Origin of the sequence: Vibrio sp. B172a (assembly GCF_030248355.1) — a bacterium.
GTDB lineage: Bacteria > Pseudomonadota > Gammaproteobacteria > Enterobacterales > Vibrionaceae > Vibrio > Vibrio owensii.
Genome location: NZ_JAHGAC010000035.1, coordinates 25,044 through 51,402 on the forward strand (window position 1 = coordinate 25,044; position 26,359 = coordinate 51,402).

The following is a 26,359-nucleotide window of genomic DNA, read 5'->3' on the forward strand; positions in this document are numbered from 1 at the left end:
TCTGTCTGACTTGGCTCTCTTAATGGGCTCTTTTGAATCAGACAATTTTCACGTTATTGGATTAGAGATTCCGTTTATCTATCTTTTTCTTGGGCTTCCGTTTGTTTCTTTGTAGACCTTATTTACCCTCCGAGAACAGCTTGTCTAACTTATTCTCGTAGTCATGGTAATTAAGGTGCTCATACAGCTCTTTTCGTGTCTGCATTGAATCAAGCAACGCTTCTTGGTTGCCAACTTCAAGTAAGTGTTTGTAAACCATCTCGGCAGCTTTGTTCATCGCACGGAATGCACTCAGTGGGTACAAAACCATGTCCACTTTGGATTGAGCTAACTCTTCACAGCCGTACAGAGGTGTTTGTCCAAATTCAGTAATGTTGGCAAGAATCGGCACGTGCTTCCCTGTTGCGTCTTCGAGCGCTGTTGAGAACTGTTGATATTGGTCGAGCTGATTCATTGCTTCTGGGAAGATCATGTCTGCGCCCGCTTCCACACATGCAATCGCACGTTCAATCGCACTGTCCATACCTTCAACCGCTAACGCATCAGTACGAGCCATAATGACAAAGCTCTCGTCATTACGCGCATCCACGGCCGCTTTCACTCGATCGACCATTTCTTGTTGGCTAACAATCGCTTTGTTTGGGCGATGACCACAACGCTTCTGCGCCACTTGGTCTTCCATATGCACTGCCGCCGCACCCGCTTTTTCCATCGCTTTGATAGTGCGTGCGATGTTAAAAGCACCACCAAAACCGGTATCGATATCAACCAATAACGGCAAATCACACGCGTTGGTGATACGGTCTACATCGACCAAAACATCGTTCAGTGTCGTAATACCAAGATCTGGTAAACCGTAAGATGCATTGGCGATGCCGCCACCCGACAAATAGATAGCTTGGTGACCCAAGTTTTTCGCCATCATGGCGCAGTATGGGTTAATGGTGCCGACGATCTGCAGCGGGTTATTTTGCTCAATGGCGAGTCTGAACTTCGCCCCCGGAGATAAGCTCATGACAATTTCCTTCTAGTCTTGTTCTCTATCTTTACTTTCAGAATGTAGAATCTGTAATTCGATTAGTTTTCGGCTGCCTGAGATGTGCCTTCTCATCAGCATTTCTGCCAGCTCTTCATCACGGTTGCGAATCGCTTGCAGAATGAATTTGTGCTCGTTGAGTGCTTCATTAGGACGAGATTGCGCGCGTGGCGATTGGTAACGATACATGCGCAACAAGTGATACAGCTCGTCGCAAAGCAGAGAGATAAGCTTGCTGTTTCGGCTCGCTTGAATGATTCGATAGTGGAAGTCGAAGTCACCATGCTGGTGGAAGTAAGACGATCCTTCGACTTCATCAATATGTTTGGAATGTGTCGACAATAGCATTTCCAAACTCAGTAACTCTTCTTGAGTGATATAGCGAGCCGCGAGCCTTGCAGCCATGCCTTCTAACGCTTCACGGACTGAATACAATTCGATGAGCTTTTCTGGCGAGAAAGTAATAACACGAGCACCAACATGCGGAATGCGCTCAATCAACCCAAGTCCTTCTAGGCGCATCATGGCTTCACGCAAAGGACCTCTACTCACCTGATATTTCTTGGCTAATTCAGGCTCTGAGATTTTACTGCCCGGTTCAATTTCACCACTCACAATCGCTTCCACTAACGATTCGGTCAGCGATTCAGATTTAGTGTGCTCTTTTTCAGAGACAATCACTTTATGACGAGTTTTCAATTCTGTATTCATATTCAAGGCACTCGTATTTAGAAATCAAAGTGTCAACAATTTGTTAACTTGAATATAAAATAGACGATCAGATTGTCGACAATCAAGCAAATTGTCGACAATTTAGACTAAGGTATAGTGTTATTGAGTGATTTATGAGTGGATAAATATTCATTTCGATAAGAGCAAGCTGAAATTGTCGACAATAAAAACTCAATAAATTCAGCAAGTAAAAAGAAATAGGGAGCACGTCAGCTCTCTATTTGAGTTTAATTTGCTAACGGACGGTCATATTTGTCTAGTTGACCAGTTTGTAGGTTAAGTCTTTTTCATCCAACAAACCGGATTCAACTAGGTTTCGCTCTAACATCATGTCTTGCAGTTGTTTCAGCGAGTTGATGTTGCCGTAACTACGGCGGATCTGGTCAAACGCTTCTTCTAGTTGCGGTAAGTTTTGTGCATTCATCTGATCAGTCGTTGCTTCAGAAGCCGCCAAGAACCACTCCACATCCTTGGTGATTTCTTGCACTTGAATCAGACTTTCACGCAATTTCGCTTGGTAGTGTTCCACCTCTTTGATGGCAGAAAAGAACTCCGTCCAAGCTTGCATGTTATCGATAGCCGATGTCGAAGACATGGTGGTTTTGTTGAGTTTCACACGGGATTCATTGATCGCCTCTTTAAGCTTGAATAAACGCAAACTGAGCTCATCAGAACGCTTTGGTAACAGCTTCACCTCGTACTTCACGAGTTTACGAATCGCATGGATGTGTTCATCACGCTTACGCGCAGAAAGCGCCAAGAACTCGTGATCGACTTTTCCTACCGAGTTAGTTTTAAGTTGCTTGCGAGCAGATTCAATTTTTTTGTTAAGAAGAGATTTAACCCCTTTCTTTGAGCCTTCTTCCCACGCTTTGCGAGAAGCTGCTTTTAACGCTGCCCCACCTGCGACTTCCAAAAGGGCAGCCCCCTCTTTCGAGCCGGGAAATGGAATCATCCCGATACCAGTCCTTACCCCTTTTTGCGCAATATCCATCGCGACCATTTTCTTGTCACGTTTTACCCAGTTCTTTGCAGATTGGTATTTATTACCGAATTTTCTCGCCCAACTTTTGTGATATGACTTACTGTCCTTTTCTACATTTTGCAAAAATTCTTTCGCCATCTTTTTTGCATTTTGACTCGCCATAAAGAACTCCTTTTCTTTTAATAAATCGAATAGCGAATAAGATCTAATACTGCTATTTTTTGAGTAATTTGATTAATAATAGTATTTATATTTCAAATTTTTATTATTGAAAAGTTCAAGCATAAGGATATGCAATGGCTGATAAATACAGCAGTTCGGCTAGTTTGATGTCTGCAAAAGACTCAAGTAATCAAGAACATATCATAAGTAATGCAACAATAAAGCAAGCCTTGTCAGAGCCCTTTGAAATCAAAGCAATGCTGGTATCCAGTGGCTTTGACATGCAAGATCAACTAGGTCAGTTCCTTACCATAAACCGTTATTTCAACGACTCTGGCAGCAATACGCTCAATCGTTCCTACAATGGAGTTGTGACATTGATCCAACATTTAGGAATGGATTCTAATTTGCAGAATCACCAATACGAAATAACGCTTAAACCTTGGTTTTGGTTATTAAAACACACACATTCTTTCCGGGTTTATCAAAATCAATCCACACAAGAAATTGTCAGTGATATTTTCGATAACGCAGGTTTCAAAGGTAACTATAAAATATCCAGCATGCCTTCGACCAAGCGTGAATATTGTTTGCAATATAACGAATCAGATTTTGATTTCGTTTCTCGCCTGCTCGCTGAGGAAGGCGTTCATTATTATTTTGAGCATGCGAGTGGTTCACACACCATGATTTTGCAAGACGCTCAAACCCCATTTGATAAAGCCAGCACTGCAAAATTTGATATGAAGGAAACGCCGACAGGCTCACTTCCTTTGCTTGAAGATTGGTGTCCTACCGTTGCCTTTCATAGCGCGAGTGTCGAGCTATCAAGCTACGATTATTCGCAGACGAAACTCATCACCAGCGGCAGTAAAACCTCCAGCAATACCATTGCCAACAACACTAAACTCGCCAACACGCGTTACCCGACTTTGGGCATCAGCGGGGACATGACGGATCTCTCAAGCAATCTTGCCAAACGTCGAATCGAGTATGTCGAGCAGGATTACCAAAGTGTCATTGCCAGCGCAAAACATGATCTCTTCGAGCTCGGTACTTACTTCTCGCTCTCAAGCCATCTAGACAAAGATCAACTTGGCGACTTTTCGGTCATCAGTATGGAAGTGGAATACACTGAAAGTGCACAGAGCAGCACCAGAGTAAAAGTGATCCCAAAAGATACCCCTCACTACCCTCAACCTCGCTCAAAACAAGTGGTTCAGGGTTTACAGAGCGCAGTCGTTGCCGGCTCAACCGCAGGTGATATTAATCAGGACGAACAAGGTCGCGTGCGTATTCAGTTCCAATGGGACACAGACGCAAGTGGCGACAAAACCAGTTGTTATGTTCGTGTCGCACAAATGCTTGCGGGAAGTGGTTATGGTGCTCAGTTTGTGCCGCGTACCGGGCAAGAAGTTCTGGTCTCTTTCATTGATGGCGATCCAGATAGACCAATCATCACGGGCAGCGTTTACAACAGCAAAAATGCTCCGCCATACGCAGAAGCCAATACAACAAAGTCTGGCATCAAAACTCAACTTTCCGGACAGAGCAATGAGCTCTACTTCGATGACAAAAAAGACAATGAATTGCTTTACCTTCATGCAGCCAAAGACCTGACGCAAGAAGTTGAAAACAACCAAACCGAAACCATCAAGGGTGAACTAAGCCAGACAGTCACCAAAGCGGTATCAGTGTCGACCGAAGACAACTACTCGCTGAGCGTAACCAAAGCACTGAGCGAAAAAGCCAAGTCGATTTCGATTGAAGCTGACGATTCTATCGAGCTCAAAGTTGGCTCAAGCAAAATAACCCTGTCCTCATCATCCATTGCCATTGAAGCAACCAATATCGACGTCAAAGCCAGCAGCGCGCTGAATTTGGAAGGGACCAACGTCACCAGCAAAGCCACTTCAGCCAACAAGATTTCAGGTACCACGACGGCGCTTGATGCAACGAGTTCAAACAGCATTTCTGGCTTGAGTATTTCCATCAAAGCGGACACCACGCTCTCTGCAGAGGGCTCTTTGAGTGCGGAGTTCAAATCAGGCCTCAAAGCGACATTTGATGGCGGTGTAATGGGTGAAGTGAAAGGCGCAATTGTAAAGGTTAACTAATGAAATATAAGAAAATTCCATACCAAACGGCTGGGCAAATACTACCGAGATTTAAAGCCAGTGACGAAACAAAGGCACTACTCGACGAAGAAACCAGCATCAGCGATGCAATTCAATCGCTTACAGACAAAGAGCTCTACAACGATCTCGTGCAGTTTTTGACGCACGCTCTGCCCGTCCGGGAGGCAATCTGGTGGGGAGCGTTGTGTTTAAATCAACGCAATGAGGAATGGTCACCCCTTCAAAAACAAAGTGTCGAAACTTGTATGGCTTGGGTGCGTTCACCCTCCGAACAATTGCGCCGCAAAGCCGAACATCTCTCTCATCGATTGGAGCTGAATTGCGGCCCATCTTGGCTTGCTCAAGCGGTATTTTGGAATGGTTCTGGCAGCATCGTTGCACCAGATATTCCACCCGTTATGCCTGATCCATTTCTGTACGCCAAAGCGACTGCAGGAGCGATCAATCACGCAGCCGCCCTTCCTGAATGGGACAAAACTAAACCTTATTATCAAGCCGCAATCGCCATGGCTCTGAATATTGCTGCGGGCGGTCAAGGCACTTCAGATAGCCAATCACAAACTGCAGTACAAGGAGAAGTGCGATGACGTTACCTGCTGCTCGTATCACTGACATGCATGTATGTCCGATGCAGACACCAGCAACCCCACCAATTCCCCATGTTGGCGGCCCAGTTACTGGTCCCGGGGCACCAACCGTACTGATCGGTAGCTTACCTGCTGCCACAGTGAGTGATGTTTGTGTATGCGTTGGAACCCCGGATTCTATCGCGATGGGAAGCACGACCGTGCTATTAAGCAATAAGCCTGCAGCCCGAATGGGAGACACTACGTCTCACGGCGGAAGTATCGTTGCAGGAATGCCCACTGTACTTATAGGGGGATAAAACCCCTTTATAAATCAGGACATTATATTGATAGATGTATTCCTCCGACCAATTTTTTGGATCAACCTCTTACTTTTTATTAAATAGTTAATTTTTCTCAGCTATTTCAGAAAATTCTCACTAGACTCAAGTTTACAAACTATGAAACCAGAGTAATGGATTTATCTCTGACTTAATAAAACAATAATTCATGGATTGGATATGGTTAATATTGATAGTCTTTTGGCTCCGATCACAGATGGCTCGCCAAGTGGTGTCTATCTGAAGCTTGATAGAAGTGCCTATCGAGCACTTAGAAACAGTTACAATGCCGCGCAATCATCGTTTCGCCAATTGGTTGAAACTCCTGATGCATCTAGCGATCAAGCACTGCTTGAAAGCAACGATGACAACTGGGCACAGTTGCGTACCGCGACATACCACGCCCTCACCCAGTCAAGCAAAGACTTGGAGCTGCTAGGTTGGTATATCACCAGTCAGTTGTTCACCGACGCTCCCTATCGAAATCTTGCCGACGCAACGCAAGTGCTTCTAAGCACCGTGGAGCAGTTTTGGGACTCGCTCAATCCGTTCCTTCCTGAAGACAAACTAAAAAGCGCAGAAGAGTCTGGCATCGCTAGAGAACGGGCCGAGTTCCGGATGAAACCTCTGCTACAACTTGTCGGCGAAACTCACGATACCACTGCCCTGTATATGCCTTTGCAGTTGACTGGCTTGATTGACGATGTCACCTTTGGCGATTACCTACGCGCAGAGCGTAACGGTTCGCTTGGCGAAATCAAAACTAAAGCGCAAAACCTATTCAACGCTGACACGCAAGACACCTTAATGGATTTGGCGCAAACCTATCAAAATCTTGATGCTATAGAACAAGCTATCGCTCAACAGTGCCAACCCGTTAATGCAACTCCTGTAAGTTTCAAATTCATCAAAGAAAACATCGCGGAGCTGATTAACGCGATCCGTTATCTCACTGAAGACAAGTTTTCTAAATGGCCGCTAGATGATCAATTTAGATTGATTGCCGAAGAAGCTCAGGCTCCCCCCGTCGAATCAAACTCTCCTGAAACAACCTATCAGGCAACTGAAAATGCAGAAGTAGCACCAACCTCATCAGAGCCAGAAGCAGAGCAAATTACGACGACGCCGTTGCTAGAGTCGATTCCTTCAAATGAAACACACCAGCCAGCGGCACCCACTACGATGAATATCGCTGGCCAGATCCAAAATCGCGACCACGCTTTTCATGAACTTAGAAAGCTCGCCGATTACTTCAAACAAACCGAGCCACACAGCCCTGTTCCGTTCTTGTTAGAGCGCGCGATTCGATGGGGTTATCTAAGCTTGCCAGAACTACTCCAAGAAATGACAGGCGGCAACAGCCAAGTTCTGAGTCATATCAATCAACTCACCGGAATGGACAACTTAGAACAAACCATTCTGAAGACAATTCCTGAACCACAATCAGTGCCAGAGCCGATTCCAACCGTTTCTGCGCCTGAGGTTCAAAACACCTCTAATGAGGAGTCTCAAAGTGCAACGTCAATTGAACCTACAACGTCAGAGCAAAGCGACACTCCTAATACAACCAACCAACCAGAAGTAAAAACTACTCAATCGTCGAGCGGTATTACCGATTTCGAGTGGTGAAGCAAAAAATGCTAATAAGCAAAGGAGAACCAAATGGCTTCTATTTACATGAGAATTGATGGCACTACACCAAAAGGTGCTGCAACGGTAGATAAGATCGGTGGCAAGGATGGATTTTTTGCTATTGATACAGTGAACTGGAGTGCCGTTCGTGGCGTTGGCATCGACGTCGGTAACGCGAACAACGCAGACCAAGGCATGGTCGCGCTAGGTGAAGTGAACATCACTCGTGGCTGTGATGGTGCAACGCCTTACCTAACAACGTTCCTTTACGCACCAGGTGGTGAAGGCAAAACCATCGAAATCGTGATGACCAAACCAAACCGTGAAGGTTCTGGTGCAGATCCATACCTAATCCTGACACTGAGCGCAGCACGTATGTCGAGCTACAACATGGGCGCGTCGGATGGTCACCTGCCAAATGAATCATTCAGCCTGACATACACCGAGATTTCGAAAGCGTACTACATCGAAGGCGAAGGCGGCAAAATCGAGAAAGGTCCTGAAGTGGGCTTTGACGCGACGACAGCGAAAGTTACTTCGACAGCTTCTTAATGGAATAAGGAGATACCATTATGGCACTGAACTCCCAACACAAGCGAGTTAGCAAAAACCGTGTAAGTATTACTTACGATGTCGAGACGAATGGCGCAGTAGAAACCAAAGAACTCCCTTTTGTGGTGGGAGTCGTCGGTGATTATTCGGGTCACAAGCAAGACAAAGAAGACGTGGAAGATCGCACCTTCTATAACGTCGACAAAGACAACTTCGATACTGTGATGAAGCGTGTTGGTCCTGAGTTATCACTCAAAGTGGACAACGTTTTGGTTGATGACGACAGCCAAATCGAAGCGAGTCTGAAATTCTCATCAATGAAAGATTTCGAGCCTGAAGCCATCGTTGAGCAAGTTGAACCGCTCAAGAAGCTTGTTGAAACTCGTAACCAACTCAAAGTACTGCTTTCAAAAGCGGACCGTTCTCGTGATCTAGAGAAACTACTCAAGGAAGTGCTGCAAAGCGCAGACACTATCAACGCCCTTTCCGATGAGCTAGGTATCCAGAAAGAAGGAGCAGAATAATGACGACGGAAGTTGAAAACCAACCACAAGCAGAAGCGGCTGAAGCTTCGTTGAGCTTTCTGGATCGTGCAATCGAAGCGACCACACAAACGCCAGCGGACACAACAAAAGAACTGTTCTCAGTATTAGCAGAGCAAGCGCTAAGCGGTACAGTTACATGGGACAAGAACGTCACCAAAACGATTGAAAACGCCATCGTAGAGATCGACAAAAAGCTTTCTAAACAGCTATCGAAAGTCATGCAAGAAAATGACTTCCAAAAGCTAGAAGGTTCATGGCGTGGTCTGCAAAAACTGGTTAAAGAGAGCGACTTAGGACGTTCACTTAAAATCAAAATGGTCGACTACACCAAAGACGAACTGCTTGAACAATTTGAAGATGCACCAGCCATCGACCGTAGCCCATTGTTTAACGCGGTATACCAAGGCGAATACGGCACAGCAGGGGGTGAACCGTATGGCACCTTCATCGGTGACTACGAGTTCAGCGCAAAAGATGAAGACGTCGCCCTGCTTCGTTACATGGGTGAAGTAGCCGCTGCGTGTCACGCTCCGTTCGTTGCCGCAGCAAACGCTGAAATGTTTGAGTTCAATGACTTCACTACCTTCGAAGAAGGCAAACCTGTTGCGGCTGGTTTTGATTCTCCGGCTTACGCTGCATGGAACTCGTTCCGTGAAAGTGACGACGCGCGCTACGTAACTCTAACACTACCTCGCACACTGGCTCGCCTTCCTTACGGTGAGAAAGGTCTTGGCACCAAGCTGTTTAGCTACGAAGAATTAAACACTGACCAAGATGGCAACCCAAATCCATCAAGCAATGATGAGTTGGTTTGGTCAAATGCCGCTTACGAGTTAGGTCTGAAAATGACGCAAGCGTTCACTGCGTACGGTTGGTGTACAGCGATTCGCGGTCTGGATAACGGTGGTAAAGTAGAAAACCTACCAAACCTAACCTACAAGACCGAAGCTGGCGACTTGGTTCAACAATGTCCAACAGAAGTGAACCTAACCGACGAACGCGAGAAAGAGCTAAGTGACCTAGGCTTCTTGCCACTGGTTCACTACAAGAACTCAAACTACGGCGTGTTCATCGGCGGTCAAACAACGCAGCAACCTAAGACGTACACAGATCCAGATGCAACAGCAAACGCAGCCATTTCAGCGCGTCTTCCTTACATCATGGCAAGTGGTCGCATCGCTCACTACTTGAAAGTCATGGGTCGCGACAAGCTAGGTTCAAACCTAGAAGCGCCAGACATTCAACGTGAACTTCAACTGTGGATCGATCAATACACCAACGCTGGTGCAATTGGTAACGATCAACGAGCGAAAACGCCATTGGCAGAATCTCGCATAGAAGTGGTTGAACAACCGGGTAAACCGGGCGCGTATTCAGCCGTTGCTCACCTAAGACCTTGGTTACAACTTGAAGAACTGACTACGTCGGTTCGCATGGTAGCGAAGATCCCAGGTTAAGCATGATTAAGCTTGGTCGAAGTAGGATGCTTCGACCAAGCCAATTCGATTTAGGTCACAAGGATAGTATGAGTAAGATTTATCACTCAGGTTGGCAGACCCAATTTATACAGCTAGACGATAAAGACAGCGACTTTTTACAAGAGGCGCTCTCTTTACTGTCTCAAGTGTCTCGCTCCGCGCTAGACAATCCCGATGCGCTTATCACACATGTTTCGCGCTTGATTGCAGAGATTGACAATAAGCTCTCGAAACAGATGGATGAGTTATTGCATCATCCAGAATTTGAGGCACTGCAAACCAATTGGCTTGGGCTTCAAGGCTTAGCCACCCTGCCCGTTAATTACCAACGTACTCAACTCAAGCTACTCAATGTGAGTTGGGAAGAAGTGTCTTCCGACGTCAATCAAGCCTACAGCACCAAAACGTCTGAGCTGTACAACAAGATCGGCAACCAAGAGTTAAACACCTTAGGCGGACATCCATTCGGTTGCTTGCTGTTCACGCAGCCAGTAGCGGCAGATATGGATTTCGAATCTGACTACGATGATTTATTCACCGTAGAACTATTGAGCCGCTTGGGTGAAGCGACGTTATGCCCAATGCTATTTGCTCCTAATCGCGATTTCTTTGTCGAATCTGGTGCTGACTGGCTGTCTGATATCAACCGAATCGAGAAGATCCTCGCCAGCCCTGATTACCAATCGTGGCAGTCTTTACGCAGTAAGTCCTCTGCGCGTTTTGTCGGTTTAGTGATGCCAGAAATGTGTATGCGTACACGCTATCAAAACGCCAAAGTGGGATTCATCTACAACGAGAAAAAAAACGGACTTTGGGGCAATGCGGGCTTTGCGTTTGTATCCACCATTATGCGAGAGCATCAACGGGTGAGTTGGTTTGGCTTCTTGAAATCTCGTTGGAACGACAACAACCAAGGTGCCGTGGTCAATCAAAGCCAAAGCGATAGTCATTTTCTGATTCAACCTCAAACCAAAGTGACCTTGTTTGGGCAACTGTCGACCTTCTACAGTCGCAGCGGTTTTATCCCTCTTACTAAGAGTCCTTTGAGCGACAAGTTTTACTTCAATGGTAACAATTCGATTTGGCACAACAGCGAGTCTGATAACGAGAAAGTCCTCACTCAAATCCAAACATCATTGATGTCTTGCCGCATTGCGCATTATCTCAAAGTACAAGTGCGAGAGATGATTGGCAGCTTCAAAACAGCTGCTGAGTGTGAATTATTCCTCTCTCAATGGATAGAAAAGTTCTCTAGCAACGTCGCGTATGCCAACGAAGAAACCCTATCAAAATACCCATTGAGTTTTGCAAAGATCAGCGTGTGCGACTCCGACCATCATCCGGGCAATTTCGTCTGCACTTTGCGTATCGTCCCGCAGTATCAATACGACCATTTCAGTGGCGAAGTCGTGCTGACAACAGAATTGGATGAGGTGGCGTAATGAGTTTTTGGCGTACCTTTGTGCAAACTGCCCCTACGACTCGTCGAGATGATATCGAGGACATTAAATATCACCTGACTCGCCTGTTTGATTCGGAAGCGTCACTGATGAGCATTGATGATCGGTTAACCGAAGTGCAGCGCTCTAACTACCGTTTTGGCATCGAGGATGTGCACCTGTTGAGTGCCAGTCTCGACCACCAGCAATTAGCCCTCAAACTAGAAAACTACATTCGACATTTCGAGCCACGCCTTAGCCAAGTCATGGTTGAACTTGTTGAGCGTAAAGCGGGAGAGAACACCATCGCGTTCAATATCGTCGCCAAAGCCAAAACGGCACAGGGCGAAAAAGAGCTGATTTTTGATTCCAAGATTTCATTAAGCGACATGACTACCGATATGAAGGAGGATTTGTATGAGTGATCCTCTACTGCGTTATTACGAGCAAGAGCTGACTTTTGTTCGCCGTGCTCTCGGTCAATTTGGTTCTGAACATCCAGAACACGCACAACGCCTAAACATCCATCAGGGACAAATCGAAGACCCAAGTTTGGCTCGCTTGTTGGATGGCGTGGCACTATTGAATGCCAACGTCGAAAAACGTCTATCTGAGCAAATCCCTGAAGTTGTCGAAGGATTACTTGGCGTACTCTACCCAAGTTACATTCAAACGGTGCCGAGTGTGGCGTATCTAGAAATGAGCATAGACGCCCCTTCCACTGACAGCACGACGCTTCCCAAAGGCACACGCTTTTCTTCCGAATCACAAGGCAAAACATGTTTGTTCACCACAACGGATGAACTCAAAACGACACCATTTGCACTGATTGACACCAAAGCAAGCAGCGCGCCCTTTGACTTCAATCGCCCACAAGGCAGTGAACAAACTACCGCCGTTATTCAACTCACTCTGTCTACTGGCGATGATGATGTGCACTTCAGTCAATTAGCGTTAGAAGATCTCGACTTCTTCGTTCAAGGTTTCGAGAACAATGCGGATTCCTTGGTCGAACTGCTGCTCAGTGAAGCGCGTGCAATATCGATTTCCGACATCAATGGTGAGAATCACGCTGTCTTGGCTGCCAATCAGCTCAAGAGCCGAATTAGCGATAAGCAGTTTCAGTTTCTGCCACAAAAAGGCAATCAATTTTCTGGCTACCATTTGATGAACGAATTTTTCTTCTTCAAAGAGAAACGTCAGTTCTTCCGTCTTAAAGGCTTTGGTGAAGCGTGTCAGCAACATGATTGCTCCACTGTGGTGTTAAACCTGTTTATGCACTCTTTGCCAATGGAGTTTATCCGTCTTTTCGATAATCAAGTGTTTAAGCTCAATGTCGTGCCTGCGGTGAACCTCTTCGAGCAAACTGGCGAACCAACCAGCTATGACCAACGTAGCCTGACCATTCCCGTTAATGCCGATGCGCATACCGATAATGAAATTCAAGTGGTCGACATTTTGGATGTGTTTGAGATTACGTCGAGCGGTCAAAAACTGCTGACGCCACTGTTTAAAGACAGTTACCAGAGCGACCCACATTGTGATTACTGGCAAAGCCGAAAAGATTCCACAGGTGAACTGCGATTGGCGATCAGCCTAAATGCCAACCAAGAACTCGAATTCAACAAACTCTACGGTACTCGCCTTCTTTGTACCAATGGCAAACAAGCATGCACCATCAATGGTGAGATGACATGTTTAGAGCCGATCGATTTACCCGGCGATTTTCATTCTCTCTACCCGCCGTCGGCTCCGATAGAACGTGAATCTGATGCCAATATGCACTGGCAGTTTATCGGGCTTCTGAACAGTAATTTCTCGTCACTTTTGCACTCAGAAGATCCTACTCAGCAGCTTAAGCAAATGCTGCAATTGTGTAGCCGCAATCAGTTAGTAAGCGATGAAATTCAGATGATTCAGTCAGTAAAAGTGCGCTCACAGGTTTCATCAATGCGTATTCTAGGCAAGAACGTCTTCTCTCCGGGCACAGAGATTGAAATCACTCTCGATACGTCTGGCAACTATCTGACTTTCACCGATGTGTTGAATCGCTTCTTCCAACAGTTCTGTAGTTTTGATCGCTACATTCAGCTCACAATTCGTCTTTATGGCAAAGATGGCATTGTGAGGCGTTATCCAAAAATCCACGGGAGCCAACGCTCGATGTAGCGTGGAAGATAGATGATGTCGATGTCACTGATTAACGATTTAAAGGCGAACCCACATGAGTATGACTTTGCTCAAGCAATGCGATTGCTGATGCAAATGGCAAAACAGTCTGGGCACAAGCTGAAGTTAGAGCTCAAAGCGGAAGCCATGCCCCATGGTGATGCCGACGATATTCAATACTTTTCGTTCAGTGACCACAGCGCCAAGGTTCGCATTGCTCAGCAAGCGCTATCTGGCGCACAAGGTGTTATCCCAAACTACATCTATGAAGAATTGTTGTTTGCACTGCATAACGATGAGCACGCACTCAAGGACTTTTTAGACGTATTCAATCAACGCCATTTTGAACTTGCCGCGCAGCTAGAGCTCGCTCCTCACCTCTTGATTCAGAAAGAGCTGGCGAAAGAAAAAACCGATTTACTCAAACAACTGGCGAACCTGAAACGCGAACACGGTGCGCTGTTCCAGTATTCACTGCTGTTCGCTCAAGGACATCGTAACTTAGAAACGTTAGAGCAGATTCTCAACGACTACTTCCCTTACCAAATCGATGTGTCGACTAAGAGCCATGAACGTCGCCAGTTACCCGCTAGTTCTCTTACCCGTTTAGGACAGAAAGACGACTATAACAGCGGAATCGGACAGGGTTTCCTCATTGGCAAAACGTGCATGACTTACAACCAACATTTGGTGGTGAGTATCCAGCCTGCCAACCGCAAAGAACTGCATCAAATTCATCGAGATACTCAGTTGGCGAGCCACATGCGCCAGCTCATTCAACATTATTTACGAGACGCCACGCCGATTTCTATTTATCTCAACGTTAAGCGTGCGTATCTCGAAAAACCAAGGCTTTCTGCTCAACCAGATCAAGCCGCGAAATTGGGTGAAGTGGATTGCCTCGCCCCGGAACGTAAACCTACAGAGCGGATTCGGATTCTTCTGAAATAGCTAGGTAGACACCGCGACGACAAAGAAGGTTATCGCGCAAAAGACAAGGATAAGGTTATGACACAAGTAACGCTGACAAATTTAGTCGCCAAGTTATCGCCAGAGTTAAAACGCGCATTGGAAGCCTCTGCGGGTGCAGCTATGAACCAAGGCGTTGCCGCCATTGAGCCAGAACATTGGCTGCTCACGTTATTGAATCAGCAAGACACGCACTTAAAAACTCTGATTGAGAGTCAGAAGATCAACCAAGATCAACTTGCCAGTGAGCTAGCAAATCGCATCGAGCGCTTGCCAAAAGTACAAGACAGCCAACCAACGCTCAGCCATGCACTGACTGAACTTCTAAAAGACGCTTGGATGATTGCCTCCGTTAACTATGGACATGGTGAAATCATCAGCTTGCATCTCGTTCAAGCGCTGTTGCAGCAGAACGTCATGGGCGTATCGAGCAACAATCTCGAATCACTACAGAACGTGTCGACCGAGTCCCTGCAAGGTTTAATCAACAAAACGCCGGTTAAGCGAGCAACACAACAAAGCACAGGTGAAGCAAGTTCAGCCGCAAACACAGCAAGCGCGAACGACGCATTAAGCAAGTACACCATCAACCTGACTCAACAAGCGATTGAAGGCAATATCGACCCGATTTCTGGGCGTAATTCTGAAGTAAGAAAAGCCATCGACATTCTTTGTCGTAAGCGCCAGAACAACCCTATTTTTGTTGGTGAGCCGGGTGTGGGTAAAACTGCTGTCGTTGAAGGCTTAGCGCTGAGAATCGCAGCAGATGAAGTACCAAGTGCGCTGCAAGGCGTTCAACTCCATTCACTTGATTTAGGTTTGTTACAAGCAGGTGCGAGCGTAAAAGGCGAATTTGAAAATCGCCTTAAAGACGTCATCAACGAAGTGAAAAACAGCGATGTGCCAATCATTGTATTTATTGACGAAGCACATACGCTGATCGGGGCTGGTGGTGCAGCAGGACAAAATGATGCTGCCAACTTATTGAAACCGGCTCTTGCGCGTGGTGAGTTCAAAACCATTGCCGCAACAACATGGGCAGAGTACAAAAAGTACTTTGAGAAAGATCCTGCTTTGACTCGCCGTTTCCAAGTCGTGACTGTAGAAGAGCCAAATGCGGAAGATGCCAAACAAATGCTGCGTGGCATTGCGGCTTCATTGCAAAAGCACCACGGCGCGTTTATCACAGAATCAGCCATTGATGCGGCGGTTAACCTATCTATTCGCTACTTACCTTCTCGCCAATTGCCAGATAAAGCGATCAGCCTACTCGACACAGCAAGTGCGCGTATTGCGTTAACTCAAGGTGCAAAGCCAGAAGTGATAGAAGCGTTAGAGCAAACCATTCGTTATCAACAGAACGAGCAGTCTGCTTTGGAGAAAGAGTTTGATTTATTCGGCTCAGGCGCAGAAGAGATTGCCGAATTGAAGCAAGAAATCACTACCAACCAATCTCAATTAGCGGGCTACCAAACGCGTTGGGAACAAGAGATTACTTTGGTTGATGAGATTAAAGCGCTTCAACAAAGCATCACAGAAAGCGAAACACCAGACGAAGTTCAGCAAAGCCAGTTGAATGCCCTTCTCGACCAATTGCACGAGCTTCAAGGTGAAGAACCGTTAGTTAATGCGATGGTGGATGATGCGACTATTGCTCAAGTCATTTCCGGTTGGACAGGCATTCCTGTCGGCAACATGATGAGTGATGAAATCGCTCGCCTATTATCACTAGAATCAGAGCTAGATAAGCGTGTTATCGGTCAAAACGTGGCGAAGCAAGAACTGGCAAAAGCGATTCGAATCTCGCGTGCAGGCTTAACCGACAATCGCAAACCAATCGGTGTGTTCTTGATGTGTGGTCCAAGTGGTGTCGGTAAAACGGAAACCGCCATGGCGCTCGCCGAGCAGCTTTACGGAGGCAGCAACGATCTCACGGTTATCAACATGACCGAGTTTAAAGAAGAACACAAAATCTCAATGTTACTTGGCTCGCCTGCCGGCTATGTTGGCTTTGGTGAAGGTGGCGTGTTAACCGAGGCGATTCGCCGCAATCCTTATTCTGTCTTGCTTTTGGATGAGATGGAAAAAGCGCATCCGGGCGTTCATGACCTCTTCTATCAAATCTTCGATAAAGGACACATCAAAGACAGCGAAGGTCGCACGGTGGATTTCAAAAACACCTTAATCATCATGACTTCCAACGCCGCTGATCAAGCGATTTGCGATGTGTGTGATGAAAACGCCGAACGCATCAGCAACGATGAACTGCTTGAAGCAATTCGTCCCGATCTACAACGTTACTTTAAGCCTGCGTTCTTAGGGCGTACTACCATCGTGCCTTATTACCCACTCAACGATGATGAGCTGGCGAAGATCACCGAAATCGCGCTAAACCGCATTCGCAAAAAACTGGCAGAACATTATCAAGCCAGCTTTACGTGGGATGCAGGTTTTGTGGATTTGGTTGTCAGCAAAAACACCGACCCTACGACAGGTGGTCGCGCGGTTGAGCAAATCATTAACCGCTCTTTGATGCCGTCGTTGGCAGAAGAATGCATCGCGCGCCTGAGCACACAACAACCAATTAGCCAAGTGACGGTCACCGCAGCATCGACGCCACAGGGCTTTGAACTGGATATTCAGTAGTAACGAATCATGATGTTTAGAAGCGTACATTCACCCCATCTCGTCACCACCTCGATTCTTGTTCAAGAGGCGGCGGTCAGCTGTGGGGTGAGCTTTTTCCGCAAAATAACCAAGCTGGTTTCATCGCTGTTTATTTTGCTTGGTGCCCTATTCTCGTTCGAAGCATGGGCGCAAGTTTGGATTGGTCCTGACCGATTGCTGCTTGCGACCCACAAATGGGCACCGTACCAAACTCACCAGAATCAAAACATGGATGGGTTTGCGCTTAATCGCGTCAAATGCGCGCTGGGCGAAATGGGACAACCTTACCAACTGACCATGACGGAATGGTCTGACGCACAGCTCCACGTACACAGTGGTCAACAGCACGGCTTTTTCGTCTCGCCTAAAACCAGAGAACACGACAGCTACGCAACGTTGTCTGCTCCCATTACCGAGCAAAAACTGCGTTGGTATTTTGGTCCCGGTGTAGAGCCTAAGCTTGATGATTTGTCAAAGTTGAACCTGAAGTTCTCGGCAGAATTTGGCTCAAGTACATGGTTTTGGCTGAAACGTAATGGATACAACGTCGTTAAGCAGCCACGAGATGCTAAGGTTTTACTAAGGCTTTTAAAACAAAGAGAAATTGACGTCGCACTGGAAGATGAACGGGTGTTCCACACGGAAATCAGCCAAGCGTCTCTTCCAAGCGATTACTTCTATTCTCAAGTATTCGAAACCAAACCTATGGGCGTCTATTTCTCTAACCGCTTTTTGGACAAATATTCTGGTTTCTTAACCGCTTTCAACACAGCGTTGGCTAAATGCGAGGGATAACAAGTGGCGATCAGCATACATTTGATTTCTGTACCCTCTGAAGAGGTGGTGACTTCAAGAGTCATCTATCTGCCCGAGTCTGGCGGGCAGTTTGGGCGTTCTGCTTCTTGTGAAGTGGCATTGCCCGATCAATCAAAGCGCATCTCGCGTATTCACGGACAAATTCGTCTCACTGAAACAGGTTATTTGGTGAAGAGTACCGGCAAGAACCCGGCTCGCCTCAACGATAAAGCCATGGTGAGAGACAAAGATTACCCACTCAACGATGGCGACATTTTAAAGATCGAAAGCTATTCGATGTTGGTATCAACACTCACGTCGAGCAAAGCGCCTGTCGAAGAGCAATCCGATGACCTCTTTGCGACCAAGTTCGACCTGCAACTGGAAGACAATGTCGATTTTCTCGATGAAGGAGATATCGTCGAACCCGTGAAATCGGAAGTTCATTACTCTCACCAAAATGTAATGAGCGATGACCCCTTCTCCTCCGACCCGTTTGAAGACATCGACGATGACGAACTGGCGGATCACTTTGAAGTGGATGAGGTGTCGAAACAGCAGCAAGCAATGGAGCGTTCTACGGAGATTGAGTATCTTCCGGGAGACCACCTTCCAACGTCAGAGCTGGAAGCCTCCATCGAAAAGCTGATTACGATTACCGAGAAGAATCAACAATACCTTCGCAACCCACCGCTTGCACATGATGCTTTGTTTGATGCGTTGGACAAAACGCTCGATCAGTTCCTCAACGAATTCGCGCCGAACCAACTAGAGAATCAATTTAGCGAATTTGTGTCTGGCGGACTGTTCAGTAGCAAAGACAAGAAGTATTGGAAAATCTACCGCAAGCACTTCCAACATCGACAAGACAACGGTGATTTTCGTCGCCAGTTCAAAGCGATGTTTATGGAAAACATGCAAAAGCAAAGCGAGGAAAGCTGATGAAGATTTGGCTTAGTTTACTCGTTTTCGCTTTGGTGGGATGTTCATCTGACCCAACACCGGTTGTAACGCAATATCAATTGGCGGTGAGCGCCGAGAAGACGATTAACCCAAGTGTTAACAACAGTACTAATCCCGTAGTAGTACGCTTGTATCAACTGACCGATGCCCAGCAGTTTAAGCAATTGCCGTTTATCGATTTGTACAACGATGACGTGAGCCTATTGGGCGCAAACTTGGTGTCGAAACAAGTTCTGCCCGTGGTGATGCCAGACAGCAATAGCAAACAAACCTTAGACATCAACAAGACCACTCAATACATCGGCGTATTGGTGGAATTTGCCAAATATGATGCAAGCACGGCGACGGTAGTGACAACCACGCCTCAGGAAGAAGAACAATATATCCAGTTAAAGATCAGCGGTAACAAGGCAGCATTGCAAACCGTGACACCAGATTCGCCTTGGTGGGATGTTTTTTAACTCGATTCAGTAGATAGGGAAATCTCGTGGACGCATATAAAAAAGTCGTTTGGCAAGAAGGCATGTTCATTGCCCCACAACACTTTCAACAACAAGACAGATACACACAAAACTACGTCAGACAAAACGTCGAAACGCTTGCTGGTTATGCCCCGTACTATGGCGTGACCGACTTGGTGATAAATCATGATCTTCTTAAAATTGGTAAGCTTTCCGTCTCTTCTAGCGCAGGTTTGTTCCCAGATGGCACGCATTTCGAACTGAAACGCGAAGTCGCCAGAGATGTGCCGCACGGTACGATTGAGAAAATGGCTTACTTAGCACTGCCCGTCTCTCTGCAAGGCAATAATGATTACGCCAATGATGAATCGGAACAAAGCCGCTATCTCACACGCACCATCAATGTGTTTGATACTTCAACCTCTGAAAACGCCAGCGTTGAGGTGGACGTCGCACAGCTCAATATAGCGATAAAACTCGAAGGCGAAGACACTTCGGGCTTTACCCTGATTCCTTTCGCCAAAGTATTGGAATGCAGCGAAACGGGCGAAGTGATGCTAGACCGTTCCTTTATTCCTGCGTGTTTGCATTATGGTGCATCACAGTTATTGGTTGAGCGTTTGAAAGAGATTCATGCCCTCACCTCTAACCGTGCCACCAGCTTGCTCAAACGTATTCAAGCCGGACAAGGGCAAAAGAGCCCGCAGTCGATGATGCAGGATTACCTGTGGCTGCAAACACTCAACACTTGGCTTCCGTGGTTTGATTTATCTTTGTCGAATCCAAAGTTTCAGACCCATCTGCTTTATTTGGAGCTACGCAAGTTTGAAGCGCAAGTCATGGCATCCACACCCGCAATTCCAGAACCTTGCCAACCGTTGGATTTCCATCGTCTGTACGATTGCTTTAATCCGCTTTTTTCGAATCTGCGCAATATGCTCACGCTGGTTCAACAAGACTCAGTGATTGAGTTTGCGTTCGACACTTCGTTGTTTGAACGACGCCGCTTGCTTCGCACGTTGGTAAAAGATGGTCACAACCTGTCCGATCGCCGATTCGTACTCAGTGTCCGTTCCAACGTCAGCAGCACCGAGCTTAACGAGTTGTTCCCTGCAGCAGCCAAACTCAGCAGCAATAACAAGATTGTCGAGATCGTGCGTAATGCCCTTTCTGGCGTGCAGTTAACGCCGCTTCCTGTTGCGCCAAGTGAACTAAAACCGATGCAAGGTACAGCATATTTTGAAGTGGATACGTCAGACCGCAATTGGTTAGAAATGATTGAAAATCGCGATGCACTGGCGCTGCACGTCGATACGCGTGTTGGCGACCTAGAAGTGATGCTGTACGCACTGAGGTAGTAAGTTATGAACTATTTGGATGAAGATACCTTAGTTTGGGACAGCAGCGAAAACGACTTCGTGAGTAAAGACACCGACATGCCAGACGTAAAATGGCATTCGGTCAACGCTGCGCAAGCCAATATTGGGTTCTTACATCATTTCGATAAAGCCGAGAATCAGCTGATCAACATCAGTTCTGAGTTATTGGCTGTCACGCTCAAGATCAACACCTTGCCGGAGCCCGAAGACATCACCACGCTCAGACATCAACTGGTGGCTTCTATTAATGAGATCAAAACCAAAGGCGCAGAGCTGACCTACCCAGTCGCCGTGATCGACAAGCTCTGTTTCCTGTATGCCGTGGTTTTGGATGAGTTGATTGTCTACACCGATTGGGGTGAAAAACGCGGATGGGAGAACAAAACCCTACTCAGTGAACTGTTTGGCATGCGCAACGGCGGTGAACTTTTCTTTACTGTGGCAGAGAAAGCAGCGCGCCAACCGCACAAGCTGATCGACTTATTAGAAGTGGTTTACCTGTTCCTCAATATCGGCTTTAAAGGTCAGTACCGCGAAACGGGCAGCGAACAGCTAAAGAGTTTTACCTACCGTCTAGAACAGATTTTAAGTCAGTACCGACAAGCCGGTGGAATCTATTGTCATACTAAGGTTTCGGTACCTAAAACACGTAAGCCAACGCGCAAAAAACGTTACCTTGTCACCACCCTATTTTTCCTAACTATCATTGGTTTGAGCGTTGCTCTGACCTATTTCTGGTACAACAAAACCAAACCACAGCGGGCACGTGATTTTGTTCAGCTTGGTGAGTACAGCCAGCGCTATATTGAATCTGGTCGTGCGGAAGACATCGTGTATGTCAGCACTGACGACGATTTAAAAGGCAATAAAGTCGCGGTAAATACCACTCAACCACCTCGTCCAGTTCCGAGCCAACCAAAAGCCGTGACGCCACAAGCGAAAACTTCGGCGCCAGGGACGAAGAGCGCTCCAGTCACGAGCCCTGCAGCGGACACTGATTGGCTGGTGCAACTTGCGACCTTCTCTAACCTTAAAAACGCCGAGAAGTTTATCGCCCAGCTGCCGACATCCAACTATCAACCTGTCGCGGATAACATCAATTCATACGTTCGCGTCATTGTTCGATGTGACAACTCAGAACAAGCGAAAACCATCAATAACTGGTATCGAGAGAATGCCAACGTCAACGGCTTAGTGGTGCATAACAAAAACAAACAAAGCGAGGTTGAGTCACGATGACGCAAGACAACCCAAACACACCAACAAGAAAAAAGGCAATCATTTGGAGCCTTGTTACCCTTCTGCTTCTGGCAATCTTAGGCGGCTTACTGACTTGGTTTGTTGCGTATCCTGATTTCTTATGGGCAGGCGTCATCACGACGACCATTGTGGCGCTGCTCTCTGCTGGGCTGTGCTTTTGGTTAATCAACCGCAAGGTGAAAAAGAGTCTTGAGCAAGACCAAGAACGTGCACTAATTATCAAACGCTCCAAGTTACTCGCCTTCCACTTCAAGAAAATGCTCGGCGTACAAAAACGTAAAAAGCGCTTAACCAGCCGTTACGATCAGCCGATTTACCTGTTACTCAGTGACAACCCAAGCAAAGACAAAAGCATCATCACGCAGATGGGTTATGAAGCTTATAAAGTCGATGACTTTGGCAACGACATCGAGTTCCCGATTCTATTTTGGCTCAGTGAACACTCAATTCTGATTTCCGTCAGCATGGGCGAAGATCAGCAACCGCTTTACTTAAAAACACTGTGCCAATGCCTTAATAAATGGCGCCCGAGACAAGCGATTAACGGCTTGTTGCTCACCACAGAAATTGAACAGTTAGTTGGCAATAGTGAAACCCTTTCACAAAAAGCCGACCAATTGAAATCGCAAATCAAAGCATTCAATCGTTCATTTGGTTTGAACCTACCTGTCTACAATGTCCTGACCAACATGGGCCAAGTGAGCGATTTCTGTCAGTTCTTTTCTGCGTTTGATGAAGCGAGACGCAATGAAGTGTTCGGCGCCACAAGTCCAGTGCAAAAACATGGTGGCATTGATGCCGATTGGTTCAATGACGAATACGACCACCTCATCGGTCAGTTAATCTCGAACATGAGCAATGCGTTGGGAGCACAGCTTAACCAAGATTTCCGCAATGCCATTTGTGGTGCACCATACCAATTTGGTCTGCTCAAACAGAATTTGTGGCATTTCTTACAGCGTTTGCATCGAGGTGACCAATACACAGATGGGCTCAACTTCCGCGGCTTCTACTTTACCCACAGTGGCAGTGATTTCGCGCAGCATGATTTACTCGCGAACGTAGTCAATCAGTCCCTCGGCAATGAGCAATATCAGCAACACCAACAAATGCCTGTTCAACAAACCTTGTTTGCTCAGCATTTGATGTCTCATGTCGTGTTAAATGAAAACACTTTAGTCGGGGTTAACCGCCATAAAGAAAATTGGTTGTGGTTCAGTCAAACCGCCTACAGTCTAATTTGGCTCGGTCTACTGATTGGTACACTGACGATTCTCAAGCTCGACTTCGATTATCAAACCAATCGTGAAGCCAAAGCCGATGGCATGTTAGAGCGTTACAAAGAAGCGATCGCAGCACAGCCATATAGCAAAGAAGATTTGGTGGGCAACATTCCAAACCTGTACACCATGCATCGCATTTACGCGTTATATCAGGAGCCTGAACCTTGGTATACATTGCCATTCCTACCGAATGCGACCATCAAACCAGAAGTCGAGGCAGCTTACACCAAAGAACTGCAACAAGTGCTGATCCCTTCTATGGCGCACACCATTGAGAGCGACTTGTATGTGTATGTGAACTTGGAAGATCAAGCCAGAACGCTCGAATTGCTGAACGACTATCGACTGTTGTTTGATAAAAATCGCACCAACATTGAAGAGCTCAAAAGCTACTTCCTAGCAAACTTAGAGCACCAAGGCGAAGCGGACAAAACCAACGTTGCTCAGCTTAAAGTGCTGCTCGACGATGTGTTTAACCAGCACTTAGTGGCGACAACTGCCAATCAAGAGCTTGAAGGGTTGGCGAAGCAAGTCATCAATCAATCCAATATCGAGACGCTACTCTACCAACACATTTTGAACGATCATGCGTACGAAAAGCGCATTGATGTGCGTAAAGAACTTGGTTCCAACTTCAATCAGATATACCAATTCAAACCTGGCTACGTTGGCTATTTCGTTCCTTACTTGTACACACCGACTGGCTTTAACGAGCTGGATCTTTCGGTCGAGTCCCCTCTTCTTATCGAAGCGTTATCCGCTTATGAAGGCATCGCAGGGCAAGCACCAAGCGCGCTAGAGATGCATAGAATCAGCCACGATTTAAAGCGCATGTACCAGAACGATTACATCAATTATTGGCGCGATTTTATTAACAGCATCGAGGTGAAAACCATTTCCGGTTCTGAACAGTTGAATGCCAGCTTGAACGTGCTCAACAATGCCTCAAACAATCCAATGTCTAAGCTGTTTACCACCATCAGCAACTACACTTCGGTTCTTCTACCTGAGCCAAAAGATGCGAAGAAGAAGACTGATGAAGAGATTGCCGATGCTGCGCAAGACAACGAGAAAAAGGAATCAGCTCGCCAAATCACACTGACGTTTAATGATTTCCACAAACAAGTGACGCCAGACGATCAGGGTAAGAAACCAATAGATTCCGTTCTGGAAGGTTTTGCGAACACGGCTAAATGGCTCGATCAGTTCTACAAATCCAACACGCCAGACAAAGTGGCTTACGAAACGTTATCTGCAGGTTTAAAAGCGCAAAATCCGGTCGCACAGTTGGCGTCATTGACCGATTCCCAGCCACCGCTATCCGGTGAAGTGATTGACTACGTGACAGTACAAACCAATGAGTTGGTAATGAACTTAGCTCATCAATACCTTAACAGTATGTGGAACAGCGAAGTTTACCAGCCTTATGAAAACACCATCGCGGCTTTCTACCCGTTTAAGAAAAGTGCCGACAGCGACGCAAGCACGGCGGATGTTGCTGCCTTCTTCAAGACCGACGGCACGTTGGACACCTTCTATCAAACCATGTTGAAGGGCTTTTCGACAGAGCAACGTGCGCCGTTTATGTCCGGCTTGCTGCCAAATACTGGCTTTGCGTTAGATCCTGCAATTTGGCTGATGTTTGATAAAGCCAAAGACATTCGCTCTGCCCTGTTTTTAGCTGACCCGAAAAACGTCGCGATTCAATTCCAGATGAAACCAACAGAGATGAGCTCGGCACTGACTGAGTTTTCCATTCGTGCTGAAAAACCGATTTTCACCTACCAACACGGTCCGATGCTGTGGACACAACAAAGCTGGAAAGGTGATTCTGTCGCGCAAGATGCATTAACGGTGCGTCTACAAAAACAAGCAACGCCGATTGCCAATGAACAGTTTAAAGGCAGTTGGGCATGGTTCCGCTTGATTGAGCCGCGTGTCACTTCAACCTCTTCGCAAAGTACCCAACTTGAGTTTGATTACAATGGCGATAAGGTTCGCTTAACGATTAAAACTCAAGGTCAGAATAATCCGTTCGTACCGAACTTCTTTGCGGGCTTTGTGTTACCTGCGAGCATTTAGTGATGAACACGTTCGCCAATCAAACCCTGTTTAGAGCCTGTGGCGTTACTTATGTAGCACCTTTGAGCGAAAGCGTGTTTCAGTGCGAGCACAAACTGTATGGCACGGTGGTCATCAAGGTAGCACGCAGCTTGGCTGAGAAACGGGCCTTGATGGCGGAAGCGGATTTTCTATCCAAATATGCATCGGATTACTGGGCGAACTTTCATGGTTACGGCTCACAGAACCACGCCGACTGGTTAATGAGCCAATATCTAGAAGGCAAAACACTTAACGCGATAGAACCCGATTTATTACCTCAAGACATAATAACCAAGCTTGAATTCGCTTTGCTAAACCTACATAAAACGGGATATCTGCATGGCGATATCAAGCCACATAACGTCATCGTGACGCCAAATAACCAAGTTCGGCTTATCGACTTTGGCAGTGTGATTCGAGTTGAGGCTAAATATCGAGAGCATTCACATACCACCGTTAGCCGAGCCTACAGTGCGACACGCCCTTGTCTGCGTATCGGTCAGGCAAGTAAGAACGATGATTTTTATGCCTTGGCCATGACCTTGCTCAGTTGTCACGATCAACATCCCTTTGCCGGTCTCTCGCTACAAGAAGCGGCAGAATTGCTACCTGCCCCAAGCAACATTGATTTACCAACACGCTACCAAGTTCTGATACAAAAAGAGTGGCAACGAATGCGCCACTCTTTGAAGCTGTAGGTATTC

General features: G+C 46.5%; 22 protein-coding genes. 19 read left to right on the forward strand and 3 right to left on the reverse strand.

The genetic code is table 11. From position 1 onward, the window contains the following. Nucleotides 1–118: 118 nt before the first annotated feature. The 3 genes from prpB to KIT90_RS24425 form a co-directional block, all read right to left on the reverse strand. Complete coding sequence (prpB, locus tag KIT90_RS24415; protein WP_009696947.1) at nucleotides 119–1,015, reverse strand: methylisocitrate lyase; 897 nt, start codon at nucleotides 1,013–1,015, stop codon at nucleotides 119–121. Nucleotides 1,016–1,027: 12 nt separating this feature from the next. Further along, nucleotides 1,028–1,747 carry a GntR family transcriptional regulator gene (locus tag KIT90_RS24420; protein ID WP_009696948.1) on the reverse strand — a complete coding sequence of 240 codons (720 nt, stop codon included), beginning with the start codon at nucleotides 1,745–1,747 and terminating at the stop codon, nucleotides 1,028–1,030. A gap of 277 nt (nucleotides 1,748–2,024) precedes the next feature. Further along, nucleotides 2,025–2,915 carry a hypothetical protein gene (locus KIT90_RS24425; RefSeq protein WP_005426534.1) on the reverse strand — a complete coding sequence of 297 codons (891 nt, stop codon included), beginning with the start codon at nucleotides 2,913–2,915 and terminating at the stop codon, nucleotides 2,025–2,027. Nucleotides 2,916–3,049: 134 nt separating this feature from the next. Between KIT90_RS24425 and KIT90_RS24430 the strand changes: the two genes are divergently transcribed. The 19 genes from KIT90_RS24430 (at nucleotide 3,050) to KIT90_RS24520 (ending at nucleotide 26,353) form a co-directional block, all read left to right on the forward strand. Continuing rightward, a complete protein-coding gene (locus tag KIT90_RS24430) occupies nucleotides 3,050–5,032 on the forward strand; it encodes a type VI secretion system Vgr family protein (protein ID WP_285379131.1) in 1,983 nt (660 codons plus the stop codon). After that, nucleotides 5,032–5,640: a hypothetical protein gene (locus KIT90_RS24435; protein ID WP_285379133.1), complete on the forward strand. Its 609-nt coding sequence runs from the start codon at nucleotides 5,032–5,034 to the stop codon at nucleotides 5,638–5,640. The genes KIT90_RS24430 and KIT90_RS24435 overlap by 1 nt, the downstream gene beginning before the upstream one ends. Continuing rightward, nucleotides 5,637–5,939, forward strand: coding sequence for a PAAR domain-containing protein (locus KIT90_RS24440; RefSeq protein WP_005426629.1), 303 nt, complete (start codon nucleotides 5,637–5,639; stop codon nucleotides 5,937–5,939). Before KIT90_RS24435 ends, KIT90_RS24440 begins: the two co-directional genes overlap by 4 nt. Nucleotides 5,940–6,140: 201 nt before the next feature. Next, on the forward strand, nucleotides 6,141–7,589 hold the full coding sequence (locus KIT90_RS24445; protein ID WP_285379135.1) for a type VI secretion system ImpA family N-terminal domain-containing protein: 1,449 nt from the start codon (nucleotides 6,141–6,143) through the stop codon (nucleotides 7,587–7,589). A gap of 33 nt (nucleotides 7,590–7,622) precedes the next feature. Beyond that, a complete protein-coding gene (locus KIT90_RS24450; protein ID WP_005443647.1) occupies nucleotides 7,623–8,144 on the forward strand; it encodes a type VI secretion system tube protein Hcp in 522 nt (173 codons plus the stop codon). A gap of 20 nt (nucleotides 8,145–8,164) precedes the next feature. After that, the gene (gene tssB, locus KIT90_RS24455; protein WP_005443648.1) at nucleotides 8,165–8,668 is read left to right on the forward strand and encodes a type VI secretion system contractile sheath small subunit; all 504 of its coding nucleotides are present in this window, start codon (nucleotides 8,165–8,167) and stop codon (nucleotides 8,666–8,668) included. Then, nucleotides 8,668–10,146 carry a type VI secretion system contractile sheath large subunit gene (tssC, locus tag KIT90_RS24460; protein WP_285379137.1) on the forward strand — a complete coding sequence of 493 codons (1,479 nt, stop codon included), beginning with the start codon at nucleotides 8,668–8,670 and terminating at the stop codon, nucleotides 10,144–10,146. The genes tssB and tssC overlap by 1 nt, the downstream gene beginning before the upstream one ends. A 68-nt stretch (nucleotides 10,147–10,214) precedes the next feature. Then, a complete protein-coding gene (locus KIT90_RS24465) occupies nucleotides 10,215–11,609 on the forward strand; it encodes a type VI secretion system contractile sheath domain-containing protein (RefSeq protein WP_285379139.1) in 1,395 nt (464 codons plus the stop codon). Then, nucleotides 11,609–12,031 (forward strand): type VI secretion system baseplate subunit TssE, encoded by a 423-nt coding sequence (gene tssE, locus KIT90_RS24470; RefSeq protein ID WP_005451929.1) that lies wholly within the window; start codon nucleotides 11,609–11,611, stop codon nucleotides 12,029–12,031. Before KIT90_RS24465 ends, tssE begins: the two co-directional genes overlap by 1 nt. Further along, a complete protein-coding gene (gene tssF / locus KIT90_RS24475) occupies nucleotides 12,024–13,775 on the forward strand; it encodes a type VI secretion system baseplate subunit TssF (protein WP_285379141.1) in 1,752 nt (583 codons plus the stop codon). Before tssE ends, tssF begins: the two co-directional genes overlap by 8 nt. A 12-nt stretch (nucleotides 13,776–13,787) precedes the next feature. Then, a complete protein-coding gene (locus KIT90_RS24480; protein ID WP_285379142.1) occupies nucleotides 13,788–14,726 on the forward strand; it encodes a type VI secretion system baseplate subunit TssG in 939 nt (312 codons plus the stop codon). 57 nt (nucleotides 14,727–14,783) lie between these two features. Next, on the forward strand, nucleotides 14,784–17,390 hold the full coding sequence (gene tssH / locus KIT90_RS24485) for a type VI secretion system ATPase TssH (RefSeq protein ID WP_285379143.1): 2,607 nt from the start codon (nucleotides 14,784–14,786) through the stop codon (nucleotides 17,388–17,390). A 12-nt stretch (nucleotides 17,391–17,402) separates the two neighbouring features. Further along, nucleotides 17,403–18,206 carry an ABC transporter substrate-binding protein gene (locus KIT90_RS24490; protein ID WP_041060152.1) on the forward strand — a complete coding sequence of 268 codons (804 nt, stop codon included), beginning with the start codon at nucleotides 17,403–17,405 and terminating at the stop codon, nucleotides 18,204–18,206. 3 nt (nucleotides 18,207–18,209) lie between these two features. Further along, nucleotides 18,210–19,148: a type VI secretion system-associated FHA domain protein gene (locus KIT90_RS24495; protein ID WP_009704392.1), complete on the forward strand. Its 939-nt coding sequence runs from the start codon at nucleotides 18,210–18,212 to the stop codon at nucleotides 19,146–19,148. Next, on the forward strand, nucleotides 19,148–19,630 hold the full coding sequence (gene tssJ, locus KIT90_RS24500; RefSeq protein WP_285379144.1) for a type VI secretion system lipoprotein TssJ: 483 nt from the start codon (nucleotides 19,148–19,150) through the stop codon (nucleotides 19,628–19,630). The genes KIT90_RS24495 and tssJ overlap by 1 nt, the downstream gene beginning before the upstream one ends. Nucleotides 19,631–19,656: 26 nt before the next feature. Continuing rightward, nucleotides 19,657–20,988: a type VI secretion system baseplate subunit TssK gene (tssK, locus tag KIT90_RS24505; protein WP_285379145.1), complete on the forward strand. Its 1,332-nt coding sequence runs from the start codon at nucleotides 19,657–19,659 to the stop codon at nucleotides 20,986–20,988. 6 nt (nucleotides 20,989–20,994) lie between these two features. Then, nucleotides 20,995–22,248 carry a type IVB secretion system protein IcmH/DotU gene (gene icmH, locus KIT90_RS24510; RefSeq protein ID WP_277203553.1) on the forward strand — a complete coding sequence of 418 codons (1,254 nt, stop codon included), beginning with the start codon at nucleotides 20,995–20,997 and terminating at the stop codon, nucleotides 22,246–22,248. Beyond that, a complete protein-coding gene (tssM, locus tag KIT90_RS24515; RefSeq protein ID WP_285379147.1) occupies nucleotides 22,245–25,634 on the forward strand; it encodes a type VI secretion system membrane subunit TssM in 3,390 nt (1,129 codons plus the stop codon). Before icmH ends, tssM begins: the two co-directional genes overlap by 4 nt. Nucleotides 25,635–25,636: 2 nt before the next feature. Beyond that, the gene (locus KIT90_RS24520; RefSeq protein WP_285379474.1) at nucleotides 25,637–26,353 is read left to right on the forward strand and encodes a protein kinase; all 717 of its coding nucleotides are present in this window, start codon (nucleotides 25,637–25,639) and stop codon (nucleotides 26,351–26,353) included. Nucleotides 26,354–26,359: the final 6 nt, after the last annotated feature.